Source organism: Geodermatophilus sp. URMC 65, from assembly GCF_053502545.1.
Genome location: NZ_CP199954.1, coordinates 2681767 through 2697183, shown reverse-complemented (window position 1 = coordinate 2697183; position 15417 = coordinate 2681767). Strand labels below are relative to the sequence as shown.

Sequence of the window (15417 nt, the reverse complement as noted above, 5' to 3'; positions counted from 1 at the left end):
GGGCCGCTCGCGCGCCAGGCTAGCCCCAGCCCCCGGTCCTGGACCAGGAACGGTGCCGCCGGCTCCGCGGTCACCGCCCGGAGCGCCGGGCGACCTCCTCGACCGCCTCGGCGAGATCTGCCGCGGTGCGGTAGCGGCGCGTGGGGTCCGGGTGCAGCGCGGTGAGGACGACCGCCCGTTCGCCGTCCTTGAGCTCCTCGCCCGGTTCCGGTTGGCTCCTCAGGTATATCCGGACCGCCGTGAACGGGTCCGCGGACACCAGCGCCGGGAACAGCCCGTGGCCGGTCAGAGCCAGGTGCAGGGTGACCCCGAGCGACCAGACGTCGCTCTCCCGGCCCGCCGGGCGCCCTCGCATGAGCTCCGGATCGACGAGCTCCAGCCCGCCGGCGCGCGCACCCGCCCCGAGGCCGGTGAGCGTGTGCCCGTGGGTGAGCAGGTGCGCGACGGCCGGCTCGGCCAGGACGGCGCCGGCCTTGCCGAGCAGGACGTTCGTCGGCCCGATGCCCCGGTGCGGCAGGCCGGCCTCGTGCAGCTCGTGCGCGCCGCGGGCCGCCCGGGCGACGGCCAGGAGGCGCTCGCGGCGCGTCAGCTCCCGCGCCGGTGCCGACAGCGACCCGAGGGGCTCGTGGCGCATCGCGTAGAACACCACGCCGGCGTCCATCCCGACGTCGTACATCGGGAGCAGGTGCGACGAGCCGAGGCCGGCGAAGAGGCTCAGCTCGTCGGCCAGGGCGTCGAAGCCGTCGGTCCCGGTCAGGGACAGCACCTTGACAGCGACGGCGTCCGTGGCGATCCCGAGGCGACGCGGCGGCGTGGCGAGGTACACGTGGCTGTGCTCGCCACGGCCCAGCTCTCGGAGGAAGACGTAGTCCCCGGCCCTGTCCACGGCGGCCGCCCGTCCCTCACCGGAAGACCTGGGGGACGACCGTCTCCCGCCAGGTGTCGAAGAGGAGCTGCCGCTTGCCCAGGCGCACGCGGTCGCCGTGCACCAGGGGCACCGGGACCTGCGCCGTCACCGGCAGCCAGGGGCCGGCCGCCCCGTGCCGGCTCAGGAAGGTGCCGTTGGCGGACCCGTCGTCGCTGAGCAGGACCTTCCAGCCGCTGACGGTCAGGCGCGCGTGGACCCGGGAGGTGCTGCGCGCCGCATCGCGCAGCGGCAGGGGACGGGCCCGCCCCGCGAGCACGTCCGGCGCCTGCTCCGCCTCGCGCCCGATGACGAAGTCGCCGGTCACCGTGTAGATGGTCCCGCCGTCGGTGACGAGGATGCCCAGCGGTGGCCGCGGCAGCGTCACCCGCCCCCCGGGGGACAGCGGTGCGCCGCACGTCCGGCAGGCTGGCAGGTCCGGGTCGGTGAAGTGCCCGGTGCGGCAGAGCACCCCCTCCACGGGGACCTCGGGTCCGGTCGTCCCGGTGCCGCCCGCGTCCCCGCCGTGCGCACCCGTGATCGGTAGCGGCGGCCGTCGTCGACCCCGGGCCGGCTGCCCTCCGGAGCCCTGGGCGGCACACTGCCCGAGCAGGACCGACCGGAACGCAACCGCCGGCCGCAGCGCCGTCGAGGACGTGGCGACCCCCGCGGGGGGCAGCATCGCCGTGGGTTCTGCGGCGGACGGCCGCTGCGCCGGCCCGGCCGGGACACGGTGCACGGTGACCCCGGCACCGCGCACGGTGCCGGCCTCCAGGTCGAGGGGCAGGCCGTCGGTGACGTCCGGCTGCAACACCTCCCCGTCCGCGGCGACCGTCAGTCCGTGCCACGCGCCGTCCTCGAGGACGTGTTCGGCGATCCGCCCCTCACTCCCGTCGGCCGGCGACTCCGGCGTGCGTCCGTCGACGAGGACCCGCACCGGGCCGTGGACGAGGACCCGCAGCGAGTGTCCGGTGCGGAGCAGCAACGCGAAGCCGGGCGCCTCCGCGGAGGAGCGCAGGTGGAGCAGCGCGCGCAGCTCGTCGACCCGGGCGTGGCCCGTCAGGTCGGGGAGGTGGCACAGCTCGAGCAGCTCGAGGACGCCCTCCCGGTGGGACGTCTCCACCACCGGGACGACGAGCAGGGCGCTGCCCCGCCGGTCGACCACGCCCGTCCCCGGGTGCACCTGCACCCGTGCCCAGTCACTCCAGGAGGGAGGCGGCTCCTCGGTCGGGGACCCGGACATGCTCACCTGCCAGTTCTCGGGACTTCCCGGTCCGCCTCGCGCGGCAGACCGGCGGGTCAGTGACCGGAGGACCTGAGGGCCCGGTCCAGCTTGACGGCCGCGCGGATGAGGCCGAGGTGCGTGAAGGCCTGCGGGAAGTTGCCCAGCGCCTCACCGGATGCGCCGATCTCCTCGGAGTACAGCCCGAGGTGGTTGGCGTAGGTCAGCATCTTCTCGAAGGTGTGCCGGGCCTGGTCGAGTCGTCCGGCCCGCGTGAGCGCCTCGACGTACCAGAAGGAGCACAGGTTGAACGTGCCCTCGGGTTCGTCGAAGCCGTCACTGCCGTCGGTGTGGTAGCGGTGCACCAGGCTGTCGGTCACCAGCTCCGCCTCGATGCGGTCCAGGGTCGAGAGGAACCGTGGGTCCTCCGCACCGGTGAACCGCACCAGCGGGATCATCAGGGTCCCGGCATCCAGCGTCGTGGCGTGCGGGTACTGCACGTACGCGCCGATCTGCCGGTTCCAGTCGTGCTCCTGGATCTGCAGGTAAGCCCGGTCGGCCGCCTGCCGCCACGCGGCCCGGGGCGCGGGCAGCCCGCGCCGGTGCGCCAGCCGACCGGCGCGCTCGAAGGCGACCCAGGTCATCAGTGTCGAGTAGGTGAAGCGCCGGGTGGGACCGCGGACCTCCCACACGCCGCAGTCGGGCTCCTCCCAATGCGCCTCGAGCCAGTCGAGCTGACGGCACAGCGCGGTCCACAGCTCGTAGGAGACCGGTCTGCCGTTCCGGTCGTAGAGGTGGACCGAGTCCATGACCTCGCCCAAGATGTCCAGCTGGAGCTGGTGCGCGGCGCCGTTCCCGATCCGCACCGGACCGGAGTCGCGGTAGCCCCGGAGGTGGTCCAGCGTCGACTCGGTCCCCACGACCTCCCCGTCGATGCCGTAGAGGATGTGCAGGCCCTTGTCCGCCTCGGCGTCGATGCACCGCGCTTCCAGCCAGCTCATGAACGCGCCGGCCTCCTCGGTGAAACCAAGCCGCATCAGCGCGTAGACGGTGAAGGCGGCGTCGCGGACCCAGGTGAAGCGGTAGTCCCAGTTCCGGGTGCCGCCGATCGCCTCCGGCAGCGAGGTGGTCGGGGCGGCGACCAGCGCCCCGGTGGGCTGGTAGACGAGCAGCTTCAGCGTCAGCGCCGACCGCTCCACCATCTCCCGGTACCGACCCCGGTACCGGGACTGACGGATCCACCGCTGCCAGTAGTCCAGCGTGGCGGCGAGCAGGTCCTGGACCTCCCCCGTCTCCAGCGGGTGCGGCGAGCCCCAGCGGGACAGCGCCAGTGCGAGGCTCTCGCCCTCCCCGAGGACCGGGTGACCGACGGCCGCGGATCCCTCGGCGGTCAACGGCACGGTGGACCGGAGGACGAGCTGGGCGATCGGGGAGAAGAAGAAGGCACCGGAGCCCTCGACGATCTCTACCTCGGTCCGCGCTCGGGCGTAGTCGAACGCTGGTGCGCACCGGATCTCGACGTCCACCCGCCCGCGGATGGCGCGCACGAGGCGCACGAGCTGGCTGGCGCCGCGCCTGCTCGACCCCTGCTCGTGCGGCACCATGAAGTCGACGACCTCGCCGACGAAGTGCTCGCCCAGGAACCGGGTGACGAGGACGTTGGAGTCCGGCAGGTACATCTGCTTCACCCTCGTGGCGCCGGTGCACCGCACCGTGAACCGGCCCCCGCGCTCCTCGTCGAGGATCGATGCGAACACCGACGGCGAGTCGAACCGGGGCAGGCAGAGCCAGTCGATGTCGCCGTCGGTGGACACGAGAGCGGCCGTGTGGAGATCGCCGATGATGCCGTGGTCCTCGATGAGAGCAGCCATCCACGCCTCGCGTCGTCCCGTGTCCCACTCCCGGGAGGGGGGGACAGACCGGACCGGGACGGTCAGCCTAGCGGCCCCGAGGGCCCAGGACCCCGCTCCCGACACCCCCGCCAACGCAACGTCAGGTCGTACGGTAGGGACATGCGGCGGGGCCGATGACCGGCCCGGGCGAGGGTGCCCGGCGGTGGCAGTGGGCCGGTGCGGAGGGTGCTGTCCTGGTGTACCGCGACGACACCGGGGCGCAGCGGTTCGTCCCGCTCGAGGGCAGGACATCGCTGACCATCGGGCGCGGCTCCGGTTGTGACGTCCGGCTGGGCTGGGACGAGCGGGTGTCGCGGGTGCACGCCGGGCTCGAACTCGTCGGTCACGACTGGACGCTCGTCGACGACGGACTGTCCCGGAACGGGACGTTCCTCAACGGCGAACGACTCAGCGGCCGGCGCAGGCTGCGTGACGACGACACGTTCGTGCTCGGCTCGACGTCCTTCCGCTTCCGGGACACCAACCGGGGGACGACCCAGCTGACCAAGGTGGGTGAGCAGTTCGTCCCCGCGACGTCGCTGTCCCCGACCCAGCGGCAGATCGTCACCGCGCTGTGCCGGCCGTACAAGCACGACGACCCGTACGCCACCCCGGCGTCCAACCAACGGATCGCCGACGAGCTGTTCCTCAGCGTCGATGCGGTGAAGACCCATCTGCGCACCCTGTTCCAGAAGTTCCAGATCGAGGACCTCCCGCAGAACCAGAAGCGCGTCAAGCTGGTCGAGCGCGTCCTCGGGCTCGGCATCGTCAGCCGCAAGGACCTGTAGCCCCTCCGCAACGCTCGTCCCCACCCGCCGGAGCGTCGCGCGCCGCCTCACCGCAGGTGGACGACGACGACCTCCGGGTGGGGGTTCCCGCCACCCAGGGTGGCTACTGACGGAGTCGGCGGACCTCGACAGTTCCTGACAGGCCCAGCCGGGTCGCCCGACCCGAGCAGCCTGACCGGAAAGGACCGCTCCCGTGAACCGTTCCTCGACCACTCCCATGTACCGCCCCCCGGCTCCGCGGCGGTTCCTCCGGCTCGTCCTCGTCGTCCTCGTCGGCGTGGGCATCGCACTGGGTGCGGCCGCCATCTGGTCCGCCACCTCAGACGCGGAGACACTGCAGGCCGCCCGCGCCCAGACGGCCGGGACCTCCCTCGACCCGTCGGCTCGGCCCTCGGCGGACTCCCTGCCCGAGACCACCGGGACACCCTCGTCGGCCCCGGCGCCCACCTCCACCCCGCTGACCCTCGAGGACGCGAAGGCGGTCGCCACCGAGGTCGCTCCCGGCCGCGTCGTCGAGTGGGACCAGGACAACGAGCGGACCGGCCTTCGGTACGACGTGACGGTGCTGCACGACGACGGCTCCACCACCGAGGTCGAGGTGGACGCCGCTACCGGCCAGGTCACGAGCATCAACCGAGACACCTACTGGGACTGAGACCGAGACAGCCCGCCGACCGGGAAAGCGCCGAACAGTGAGGAGCACTGCTGTGGGTTCCGTCAAGGTCGCCATCGTCGGTGTCGGCAACTGCGCCGCCTCGCTCGTGCAGGGTGTCCACTACTACCGCGACGCCGACGAGACCACGCCGGTGCCGGGCCTGATGCACGTCCGCTTCGGCGACTACCACGTCGCCGACGTGCAGTTCGTCGCGGCGTTCGACGTCGACGCCAAGAAGGTCGGCCGCGACCTCTCCGAGGCCATCGTCGCCAGCGAGAACAACACCATCACCATCTGCGACGTCCCGCCGCTGGGCGTGACCGTGCAGCGCGGCACCACCCTCGACGGCCTCGGCACGTACTACCGGGCGACGATCGAGGAGTCCGACGAGGAGCCGGTGGACGTCGTCGCGGCGCTGCGCGCGTCCGGCGCCGACGTGCTGGTCTGCTACCTGCCCGTCGGGTCGCAGCAGGCCGCCGAGTTCTACGCCCAGTGCGCCCTGGACGCCGGCGTGGCCTTCGTCAACGCGCTGCCGGTGTTCATCGCCGGCACCCAGGAGTGGGCCGACAAGTTCACCGCGGCCGGGGTGCCGATCGTCGGCGACGACATCAAGTCGCAGGTGGGCGCCACCATCACCCACCGCGTGCTGGCCAAGCTCTTCGAGGACCGCGGCGTGCAGCTCGACCGCACCATGCAGCTCAACGTCGGCGGCAACATGGACTTCAAGAACATGCTCGAGCGCGAGCGCCTGGAGTCCAAGAAGATCTCCAAGACCCAGGCCGTCACCAGCCAGGTCGACCGGGACATGGGCACCGACAACGTGCACATCGGCCCGTCGGACCACGTGCCGTGGCTGACCGACCGCAAGTGGGCCTACGTGCGCCTCGAGGGCCGCGCGTTCGGCGACGTCCCGCTGAACCTGGAGTACAAGCTCGAGGTCTGGGACTCCCCGAACTCGGCCGGCATCATCATCGACGCCGTCCGCGCCGCGAAGATCGCCAAGGACCGCGGGATCGGCGGCCCGATCCTCTCCGCGTCGTCCTACTTCATGAAGAGCCCGCCGGTGCAGTACAGCGACAGCCAGGCCCGCGACGCCGTCGAGGCCTTCATCCGCGGCGACGTCGACCGCTGACGGCCGCCCTGCAGGGTCCCGCCGCGAGCCTGCGAGCGGTGGGGGGCAGGGGTCCTTCCACCCGTCCTCCTCACCCCTCGCACGCTCGGGGCGAGCCTCTGGACGGGGCCGGCCGGGCCCGCGATCCGTGCCGATCGCGGGCCCTGCCGCGTGTCCGGGGCCCCGCGTGGGACGCCGTCGGTGACCTGCCCGGATGCCTACGCTGACCGCATGCCCCCGCGCCGCCGTCCGCTGCTCCCGGCGCTGGGGCTGACAGTGGCGCTGCTGGCCGGCTGCGCCGGCGGGGACGAGCGGGCGGAGGGCTCGCCGGTCACCGAGGAGGAAGCCGGCGTCCTCGCCGGGCTGCTGGCCGAGAACCACGACCGGGGCGGCGCGGACTTCGTGGTCACCGCCCCGTACGGCGAGGACACCGTGCTCACCCTCACCGGGGAGGTGGACCTCGCCGGCGGTGCCGGGCGCGCGCAGGCGGTCACGTCGTACGGCGACGGCCGCGCCGACGACACCCGCACCCTCTTCTTCACCGACGAGCAGCTGTGGTTCGGCGAGGTGCCCGGCCTGGCCGCCGCGCTGGGCGCCGAGGGGCTGCCGGAGGCCTCCTACGTGCGCCGTCCCGTGACGCTGGGGGAGCAGGCATCACTGGTCGACGTGCTCACCCAGGTGGTGCTCAACCTCTCCGCCGAGGAGCCGGACGACGCCGGCGACTTCCGCGGCGCGGGCTACACCTGGGAGGGCGACCGCTCGATCGACGGCGAGCTGACCCAGCTCTACGCCTCGGACGCCGGCTGGTCGGTCGCGGTCGACCGCTCCACCGACCTGCTGGTGCAGTACCGCACCCCGCTGCCGGGCGAGGAGTTCGAGGTGACCGTGACGCTGTCGGACCACGGCCCGCGGGAGATCACGCTGCCGGGCGAGGGGGAGTCCGTGGACGGCGCGGCGCACCCGGAGGTCGCGGCGACCGTCGGCCTGTAGGAGAAGGACCCCGTTCTCCTCACCCCTCGCAAGCTCGGGGCGGTGCCCTGAACGGGGCCGGCGGGTTCCTGGAGGGTGGCCGTTCCAGCACCTCAGTGGGCCGGGCATGGGGGAGGGGGCGGCCTCTTCCCCAGACCGCCCCCTCCGACGACGTTCCTATCAGATGCCGGGCGTCCGCGCACCCGTTGACGCGCGGATCAGTTCACCGTCGGGTCGGCGGGCGCCGTCGACAGCACCGCCAGGCGCCCGGTCTGGCGTCCCATCACCCGGCGCCACAGCTCCGGGCCGGCCAGCTCGCTGATCACGTCGTCCGGGCGGCCCGGCACGCAGGCCCAGGCGCCCTCGGCGACCTCCAGGGCCAGCTGGCCCGGCGACCAGCCCGCGTAGCCGGCGAACACCCTCAGGCCCCGCACCCGGCCGACCAGCTCGTCGGGGTCGGCGTCCAGGTCGACCAGGTGGACGTCATCGGCGACCTGCCGCAGGCCGCAGTCCTCACCGGGGGTGCGGCAGACCGCCAGGCACAGCGCGGTGTCGGTCTCGCACGGGCCGCCCACGTGGAACACGCCGGGGTCGACGGCGAGGTCGCACCAGCCCGGCAGCACGTCGCGGATCTCCACCTGGCTCGGCCGGCCCAGCACCACGCCCAGCGTGCCGCTGTCGTTGTGGTCGAGCACGTAGACGACCGTGCCCGCGAAGGTGGGATCGGTCAGGCTCGGCATGGCCACCAGCAGCGACCCGGGCCGGACGTCGTCCAGGGTCCCCGTCGACAGCGCGGGGACCGCGTCCGGACGGCGTCTGCCCGTCGCGGGCCGGGCCGGCGGCCCGGACTCGGGATCGGGCGAGGACGGGGGAGTCATCGGTCCCAGTGTGCCCCACCCACGGGCAGTCCGGCGGGAGTGGTCACGCCCGCAACGAGTGCCCGCGCGGCCCGTCGTCCACCCTCTGCGGAGGGGTGGCCACCGTAGGGTGACCGGGTGCGGCAGGCGGGGACGACCGTGCGCTCGCTGCTGTCCCGCCGCGACTTCCGCCGGCTGCTGGCCACCCGGCTCTCGGCCCAGTTCGGGGACGGCGTGCTGCAGGCCGCCCTCGCCGGGACGGTGCTGTTCAACCCGCAACGGGCCGCCGACCCGGTGGCGGTCGCCGCGGGGTTCGCCGTCCTGCTGCTGCCGTACTCGCTGGTGGGCCCCTTCGCCGGCGTATGGCTGGACCGGTGGCGCCGTCGCCAGGTGCTGGTGCACGCCGACCTGCTGCGGACCGGGCTGGTCGGCGTCCTGGCGCTGCTCGTGGCCGGCGGGTCGGGCGGTCTGCCGTTGCTGCTCGCGGGGCTGGTGCTGTTCTCGGTCGCCCGCTTCGTGCTGTCGGCGCTGTCGGCGGCGCTGCCGCACACCACCCGCGACCTGGTGCCGGCCAACGCGCTGTCGACGACGTCCGGCGCGGTGGCCACGGTGGTGGGTGGAGCGGCCGCGGTCGCGGTGCAGCAGGCCGCCGGCATCGCGGGGGACGCCGGGTACGCGCTGCTGACCCTCGGCGCCGCTGGCCCCTACCTGCTCGCCGCGGCGCTCGCCGCGGGCTTCCCGCCGGGGGCGCTCGGGCCGGACGGGAGCGCGACGACGTCGTCCGCCCGCCAGGTGGTCGCCGGCCTCGTGGCCGGCGTGCGGCACGTGCGGGCCCGCCCCCCGGCGGGGACCGCGCTGGTCCTCATCACGGTGCACCGGCTCTGCTTCGGGGTGCTGACCCTGGCGACGGTGCTGTTCTCCCGCGCCACCGCACCGCCCGGCGAGGGCCTGCTCGGCGTGGGGGCGGCGGTCGCCGCGGGCGCGGTCGGCACGCTGCTGGCGGCCGTGGCGACACCCGGGGCGGTGCGCCGTCTCGGGACGGCGCGGTGGGTGACCCTGCTGCTGGCGCTCGGGGGCGTCCTGCTGACGGCGCTGGGCCTGCCCTTCCTGCCGGTGACCGTGGTGCTGGCCGGCGCGGTGCTCGGCTTCCTCGGGCAGGGCGTGAAGATCTGCGTGGACGCCACGCTGCAGCGGGTGGTGGACGACGACGTCCGCGGCCGGGCGTTCTCGGTCTACGACATGCTCGTCAACGTCAGCTACGTCCTCGCCCTGCTCGTGGCGGCGTACCTGCTGCCGGCGGACGGCGTCTCCCCACCCGCCGTGGTCGCCGTCGGCGCGGCCTACGTGCTCACCGCCCTGTACGCCGCCCGCTCCCCGCTCGCGCGCTGACCGGCCACGGCCGTCAGAGCTCCGGGACGCAGGGCCCCTGACCGAGGCGGGACAGGCCCGTGAGGTCCCCGGCGGCGTAGTCGGTGACGCCCGGCACGGTCTCCGGGTGGAGCAGCTGCGAGTCGTCGTCCACGTGGTCCAGGCCGACGAGGTGGGCCAGCTCGTGCAGCACGACCCCCGAGGCCGTCGCGGGGCTGTCCGCCGTGATCTCGGGGAAGTGGCCGGCGTCGAGGGAGACGGTGCCGGTGACGTACACCCGCGGCCCGTCCCCGAGCGACACCGCCAGGCTGCTGGCCTCGCCGACGGTGTCGCCGGCCAGCGCGGGGTTCTCCCCCTCGGTCTGCCAGGCGACGAGGACCGGTGCCCAGCGGTCCCCGTAGCGGGCGGGCTGGAACGCCGCCCGCTCGGGAGTCGGCGCCTCGGCGGTCGGGCCGTCGTACACGAAGACCAGCCCGGTCACCTGGCTGACCCGGGCGATCGCCGCGTGCACCAGCTCCTCGCCACCGTCGGGGGAGCCGTCGGGCCGGATGGCGTAGTGGACGACCCGGCACGGGTCGTAGGCCACCGGCGTGGTGCCGTCGGCCTGGGTGAGCGCGAACGCGTGGGCCCCACCCGCCGCGGGCGCCGGCGGGGCCTGACCCCACGGGTCCGGGCGGGCGCCGGCACCCGGGGTGGGGCGGTCCGCCGGTGCCGCCGCGGTCGTCGGGACGCTGCGGTCCGGCCCCGGGGCGGACGGCGCCCCGACGGCGGCCGAGGACTCCCCGGGCCAGGGCACGGTGCCGGTGAACACCGCGGCCCCGAGGGCGCCGCCGACGACCAGCGGGACGGCGAGGAGGCTCAGCAGGCGCCCGCGCCGCCGTCGGCGTCGGGGCGGCTCGGGAGCGCGCCACGGGACGGCCGCGACCGGCAGGCCGAGCGCCTCGTCCACCACCCACTGCGGCGTGCGGCCGGTCGGGGAGGTGGGCAGGCCCGGATCCGGGGCGCCGGGTCCCTGTTCGTGCACGTGTCTCCTGTCGGCAGCCGGAGGCTCCGGCTGTAGCGGATCAGCCGTTGCGGGCGGCCCACCAGGCGCGCAGCTCGGCCTCGGCCTCGTCGGGGTCCAGCGGGCCGCGCTCGAGCCGCAGGTCCTTGAGGTACGTCCAGGCCTCGCCGACCTCGCGGCCGGGCGGGATCCCGAGGATCGCCATGATCGCGTTGCCGTCGAGGTCCGGGCGCACCCGCGCGAGGTCCTCGGCCGCCGACAGCTCGACGATCCGCCGCTCCAGGGAGTCGTAGGTGGCCGACAGCGCCGCAGCGCGCCGCTTGTTGCGGGTCGTGCAGTCCGAGCGCACCAGCTTGTGCAGCCGGGGCAGCAGGTCGCCGGCGTCGGTGACGTACCGGCGGACGGCGGAGTCGGTCCACTCGCCGCGGCCGTAGCCGTGGAAGCGCAGGTGCAGGAAGGTCAGCCGGGCGACCGCCTCCACCACCTCCTTGGAGTACCGCAGCGCCTGCAGCCGCTTGCGGACGAGCTTCGCGCCGACGACCTCGTGGTGGTGGAAGGAGACCCGGCCGCGCGGCTCGTGCCGGCGGGTGGCCGGCTTGCCGATGTCGTGCAGCAGCGCGGCCAGCCGCAGCACCAGGTCCGGCGACCCGGCCTGCGGATCCGCCTTCTCCAGCGCGATCGCCTGGTCCAGCACCGTCAGCGAGTGGGTGTAGACGTCCTTGTGCTGGTGGTGCTCGTCGATCTCCATGCGCAGCGTCGCGAGCTCGGGCAGGACGAACTCGGCCAGCCCGGTGCCCACGAACAGCTCCAGCGCCGCCCGCGGCGAGTCCTGCAGCAGCGTCTTCGACAGCTCCACCTGGACCCGCTCGGGGGTGATCCGCGCCAGCTCGGGAGCCAGCGCGGTCATCGCCTCGACCACCTCGTCGACCGGCGTCAGGCCCAGCTGGGCGACGAACCGGACCGCGCGCAGCATCCGCAGCGGGTCGTCCAGGAACGACTCGGTGGCCGCGCCCGGCGTCCGCAACCGGCCGGCCAGCAGGTCGCCCAGCCCGCCGAACGGGTCGGTGACCGTGCGGTCCGGCCCCAGGGAGACCGCCATCGCGTTGACCGTGAAGTCGCGCCGGGCGAGGTCGTCGACGAGCGAGTCGCCCCACGCCACCTCGGGGTTGCGCGACTCGCGGTCGTAGCGGTCGGCGCGGAAGGTGGTGATCTCCAGCCGGACGCCGTCCACCTCGGCACCCACCGTGCCGAAGGCGATGCCGGTGTTCCACGTGGAACTGGCGAACCCGCGGAGCAGCCGCAGCACCTGCTCGGGCCGGGCGTCGGTGGTGACGTCGAGGTCCCCGGGCACGCGTGACCCCCCCGACCCCGCGGCGAGCAGCGCGTCGCGGACCGACCCGCCGACGAGGTGCACCTCGAAGCCGGCGTCGGTGAAGCGCTGCCCCAGCCTGGTCAGGACGGGGGAGAGGTCGACGAGCTCGCGCACGGCCTCCTGGACGGCGGGCGGCACGGAGGCGGCAGCTGTCGTCGGACGGGGAGGCTCACCGGACACGACGATCCAGGGTAGTGCCGCGGCGAATACACTCTGGTCCGGCTCCGCGCCGACATGGAGAGTGGCCACGCTGCAGGGTCCCATCGCGAGCCTGCGAGCGGTGGGGGGCAGCGGGGTCCTTCTACTCGCTGCGATGCTCCCTGAGCTGTCGCCGGACGCGCGCTACCCTCCTGGCATGGCTGGGACGGGCGGGCGAGGGCGCCCGGGCCGCCGGTTGCGGCGGGTCGACGAGACCTCCGCCGGGGGCCTGGTGGTCGCTGACGACCCCATCACGGGGCCGCGCGCCGCCCTCATCGGCCGCACCGACCGCCGCGGCCGGCTGCTCTGGTCCCTGCCCAAGGGCCACATCGAGGAGGGCGAGACCCCGGAGGACACCGCCGTCCGGGAGGTCGCCGAGGAGACCGGGATCATCGGCGAGGTCGTCGCCCCGCTCGGCATCATCGACTTCTGGTTCGTCGCCGACGGCCGCCGGGTGCACAAGACCGTGCACCACTTCCTGCTCCGCGCCATCGGGGGAGCCCTGTCCGACGCCGACATCGAGGTGACCGAGGTCGCCTGGGTGCCCCTCGACGAGCTCGGCGCCCGGCTCGCCTACGCCGACGAGCGGGCGTTGGTCGAGCGGGCGCCCGCGCTCCTCGCCGACAGCGCGTGAGCCAGCTGGCCAGCTCACCGGCAGACACAGCAGGCGGCCACGTGGCGACGAGCGCCGGCGAGGAGCTGTCGTGAGGCGGCGGTCGGTCGCCGGCCGGTCCGCCGTGCGGGGCCGCGGCCGCACGACCCGGGGGACGACGGTCGCCGTCGCGCTGGCCGGGCTGCTCAGCACCCCTCTCGTCGCGCTCACCCCGGTCGCAGCGGCCGCTCCCGGGGACCCCGCCGCCCCCGAGGCGGCCGCCGACGACCAGCCGGTCAGCGTCCGGCTCACCCGCCTGGACCCGCGCACGCTGCTGCCGGGCGCGACGGTCACCGTCGAGGGGGAGCTGACCAACACCGGCACCGAGACGCTCACCGACATCGACGTGCGGCTGCAGCGCGGTGAGCTGCTGGACTCCCGCGCCGAGCTGCAGGCCGTCGACGGCGACCCCGACCTGACGGCCGCCGTCGCCACGCCGTTCCAGGACGTCGCGGGCGAGCTGCGCCCGGGTGCCATGGTCTCCTTCACCCTCACCACGACCACCGACGCGCTGGCGATCGACCGCGACGGCGTCTACCCGGTGCTGCTCAACCTCAACGGCGTCGGTGCCGACGGGGAGCGCCGCCGGGTCGGCGAGCTGACCACCTACCTGGTGCAGCCGTCGGTGCTGTCGACGACGCCGACCAGCGTCGCCTGGCTGTGGCCGCTGGTCGAGCGCACCCACCGCGACGCCTCCGGCGCGTTCGTCGACGACGGGCTGACCGCCGAGGTCGCGGCCGGCGGCCGGCTGGACCGCGCGCTGGCGACGGTGGAACGCCTGCCCCGGACCATCGCGCCCGGGGGCGGCGAGCCGGCGCCGGTGGTCCCGGTGACCCTGGCCGTCGACCCGGCGCTGGTCGAGGAGTTGCAGGTCATGGCCGACGGCCCCTACGCCGTCGTGGGGGACGAGGACGCCGGGTCGGGCAGCGATGAGGCGGCCGCCTGGCTGCAGCGGCTGCGCGCCGTCGCCGCCGTCCACCCGGTGGTCGCGCTGCCCTACGGCGACGTCGACGCCGACTCCCTGACCGGGGCGGGCCTGTCCCCGGTGGTGACCCGCAGCCTGCCGGGCAGCGCCGAGGGGACGGCGCAGGACGACCCCGACGCCCCCGCCGCGCCCCCGACCGGCGCACCGGCCGAGGTCCAGGCCGACGGCACCGCCGGCGCGGACATCCTGCGGGAGGTCCTGGGCGTCGAGGCGCGCACCGACCTGGCCTGGGCGGTGGGCGGCGCGCTGCGCCCGGAGACGCTCGGCGTGCTGCGGGACGGCGGCGTCGAGGAGGTCGTGCTCGTTCCTGGGGGGCTCACCGACGGCGCGGCCGCGCTCGGCCTCGAGGGCCCGGCCGCGGCCCGGACGACGGTGCCCACCGAGGACGGCGAGGTCCCGGCCCTGGTCGCCGACCCCGCGCTCGGCGATCTCGCCGGGGGCGCGGCGCGGGCCCCCATGGGCAGCCGCGCCGCGGAGCAGCGCTCGATCGCCGAGCTCGCGCTGCTCGGCCTGCAGCCCGGCGGCGCGACCGCGCAGCAGAGCGTGCTGGTGGCCCCACCGCGCGAGGTCGACGCCGACCCCTCCGGCGTGAGCGCCATGATGGCCGCCTCGGCGCAGTTCCCCTGGCTGCGGCCGGCCACCGTGGCCGAGCTCGGCGACGGCCCCACCACCGACACCGGCGAGCTGGTGACCCCCGCGGACCCGGGCGGACTGGAGGCCGCCGGGCTGGCCGACGTCGCCGCCGCGGTCTCGATCCGCGACCAGCTGGCCAGCGCCGTCGCCGGCGACCCGGACGTGGCGCTGGCGCGCTGGGACGCGGCGACCGCCCGCACCACCTCGGCCGCGTGGCGGGACGACCCCGAGGGCTTCGCCACGGCCGCCGCGGACCTGCGGACGACCATGGACCGGCTGACCGAGCGGGTCACCCTGCTCTCCCCGGCCGACGGCACCTACAGCCTAGCCTCCAGCGACGCCCCGCTGGTGCTCACCGTGAGCAACGACCTGCCCTTCGCCCTGCACGTCCAGCTGCGGGTGCAGACCCGCGGCAACGCGCTCTCGGTGGGCGACCTCGGTGACCAGGTGCTCGCCCCCGAGCAGCGGACGACGCTGCAGGTGCCGGCCCAGGTGCGCCAGTCCGGTCGCTTCGGCGTCGCGGCCACGCTCACCACCCCGGACGGCGCACCGCTGGGCGACCCGGTGCAGTTGCAGGTGCAGAGCACCGCGTACGGGTCGATCTCGGTCGTCGTCACCATCGGCGCGGCGGTGCTGCTCGGGCTGCTCTTCCTGCGCCGGCTCGTGCGCTACCTGCTGCGCCGTCGCCGGAGCACCCCCGGCGACGAGGACGGCGACCTGCCCGGCGGCTCGGCGCCCGAGGGCGCGGCCGTTCCGCTGCCGCCCACGCGGAGCCCCGTGTGAGCGAGCGTGCGAGCTCACACCAGGA

The 15417-nt window shown here is 74.9% G+C and carries 13 protein-coding genes; 7 read left to right on the top strand and 6 right to left on the bottom strand.

Annotated features, from left to right (window positions below; all coding sequences use genetic code 11):
• Nucleotides 1–70: 70 nt before the first annotated feature.
• Genes ACWIX7_RS13105 through ACWIX7_RS13095 form a run of 3 tightly spaced genes read right to left on the bottom strand, consistent with a single transcriptional unit; the run spans nt 71 to nt 3997 of the window.
• Nucleotides 71–886 carry a protein kinase domain-containing protein gene (locus ACWIX7_RS13105; protein ID WP_448621969.1) on the bottom strand — a complete coding sequence of 272 codons (816 nt, stop codon included), beginning with the start codon at nt 884–886 and terminating at the stop codon, nt 71–73.
• A 16-nt stretch (nt 887–902) separates the two neighbouring features.
• On the bottom strand, nt 903–2147 hold the full coding sequence (locus tag ACWIX7_RS13100) for an FHA domain-containing protein (protein ID WP_448621968.1): 1245 nt from the start codon (nt 2145–2147) through the stop codon (nt 903–905).
• 56 nt (nt 2148–2203) lie between these two features.
• Nucleotides 2204–3997 carry a glycoside hydrolase family 15 protein gene (locus tag ACWIX7_RS13095; RefSeq protein WP_448621967.1) on the bottom strand — a complete coding sequence of 598 codons (1794 nt, stop codon included), beginning with the start codon at nt 3995–3997 and terminating at the stop codon, nt 2204–2206.
• Between the two features lie 155 nt (nt 3998–4152).
• Here ACWIX7_RS13095 and ACWIX7_RS13090 point away from each other — a divergent pair, with 155 nt between their 5' ends.
• The 4 genes from ACWIX7_RS13090 to ACWIX7_RS13075 all read left to right on the top strand — a co-directional run bounded on the left by ACWIX7_RS13090 (nt 4153) and on the right by ACWIX7_RS13075 (nt 7562).
• Nucleotides 4153–4806 (top strand): FHA domain-containing protein, encoded by a 654-nt coding sequence (locus ACWIX7_RS13090; protein WP_448621966.1) that lies wholly within the window; start codon nt 4153–4155, stop codon nt 4804–4806.
• A gap of 193 nt (nt 4807–4999) precedes the next feature.
• A complete protein-coding gene (locus tag ACWIX7_RS13085) occupies nt 5000–5461 on the top strand; it encodes a PepSY domain-containing protein (RefSeq protein ID WP_448621965.1) in 462 nt (153 codons plus the stop codon).
• Between the two features lie 52 nt (nt 5462–5513).
• On the top strand, nt 5514–6593 hold the full coding sequence (locus ACWIX7_RS13080; protein WP_448621964.1) for an inositol-3-phosphate synthase: 1080 nt from the start codon (nt 5514–5516) through the stop codon (nt 6591–6593).
• Between the two features lie 210 nt (nt 6594–6803).
• The gene (locus ACWIX7_RS13075; protein ID WP_448621963.1) at nt 6804–7562 is read left to right on the top strand and encodes a hypothetical protein; all 759 of its coding nucleotides are present in this window, start codon (nt 6804–6806) and stop codon (nt 7560–7562) included.
• Nucleotides 7563–7759: 197 nt separating this feature from the next.
• Here the strand turns inward: ACWIX7_RS13075 and ACWIX7_RS13070 are convergent, their stop codons facing one another.
• Nucleotides 7760–8419, bottom strand: a complete 660-nt coding sequence (locus ACWIX7_RS13070; protein WP_448621962.1) for a YqgE/AlgH family protein — start codon at nt 8417–8419, stop codon at nt 7760–7762.
• Between the two features lie 117 nt (nt 8420–8536).
• Here ACWIX7_RS13070 and ACWIX7_RS13065 point away from each other — a divergent pair, with 117 nt between their 5' ends.
• On the top strand, nt 8537–9787 hold the full coding sequence (locus ACWIX7_RS13065; RefSeq protein ID WP_448621961.1) for an MFS transporter: 1251 nt from the start codon (nt 8537–8539) through the stop codon (nt 9785–9787).
• A 13-nt stretch (nt 9788–9800) separates the two neighbouring features.
• Here ACWIX7_RS13065 and ACWIX7_RS13060 read toward each other — a convergent pair whose 3' ends face one another.
• Together ACWIX7_RS13060 and ACWIX7_RS13055 are read right to left on the bottom strand one after the other, a co-directional pair.
• On the bottom strand, nt 9801–10790 hold the full coding sequence (locus ACWIX7_RS13060; RefSeq protein WP_448621960.1) for a peptidase: 990 nt from the start codon (nt 10788–10790) through the stop codon (nt 9801–9803).
• A 40-nt stretch (nt 10791–10830) separates the two neighbouring features.
• Nucleotides 10831–12255, bottom strand: coding sequence for a CCA tRNA nucleotidyltransferase (locus tag ACWIX7_RS13055; RefSeq protein ID WP_448621959.1), 1425 nt, complete (start codon nt 12253–12255; stop codon nt 10831–10833).
• Between the two features lie 241 nt (nt 12256–12496).
• On the opposite strand from ACWIX7_RS13055, the gene ACWIX7_RS13050 reads away from it, so the two are divergent.
• Complete coding sequence (locus ACWIX7_RS13050) at nt 12497–12973, top strand: NUDIX hydrolase (protein ID WP_091220955.1); 477 nt, start codon at nt 12497–12499, stop codon at nt 12971–12973.
• A gap of 70 nt (nt 12974–13043) precedes the next feature.
• Nucleotides 13044–15392 carry a DUF6049 family protein gene (locus tag ACWIX7_RS13045; RefSeq protein ID WP_448621958.1) on the top strand — a complete coding sequence of 783 codons (2349 nt, stop codon included), beginning with the start codon at nt 13044–13046 and terminating at the stop codon, nt 15390–15392.
• Nucleotides 15393–15417: the final 25 nt, after the last annotated feature.

Coding starts and splice junctions, on each gene's coding strand:
- ACWIX7_RS13050 (WP_091220955.1), top strand. CDS start 12,497: ATGGCTGGGACGGGCGGGCGAGGGCGCCCGGGCCGCCGGTTGCGGCGG.
- ACWIX7_RS13070 (WP_448621962.1), bottom strand. CDS start 8,419: ATGACTCCCCCGTCCTCGCCCGATCCCGAGTCCGGGCCGCCGGCCCGG.
- ACWIX7_RS13075 (WP_448621963.1), top strand. CDS start 6,804: ATGCCCCCGCGCCGCCGTCCGCTGCTCCCGGCGCTGGGGCTGACAGTG.
- ACWIX7_RS13100 (WP_448621968.1), bottom strand. CDS start 2,147: ATGTCCGGGTCCCCGACCGAGGAGCCGCCTCCCTCCTGGAGTGACTGG.
- ACWIX7_RS13095 (WP_448621967.1), bottom strand. CDS start 3,997: ATGGCTGCTCTCATCGAGGACCACGGCATCATCGGCGATCTCCACACG.
- ACWIX7_RS13090 (WP_448621966.1), top strand. CDS start 4,153: ATGACCGGCCCGGGCGAGGGTGCCCGGCGGTGGCAGTGGGCCGGTGCG.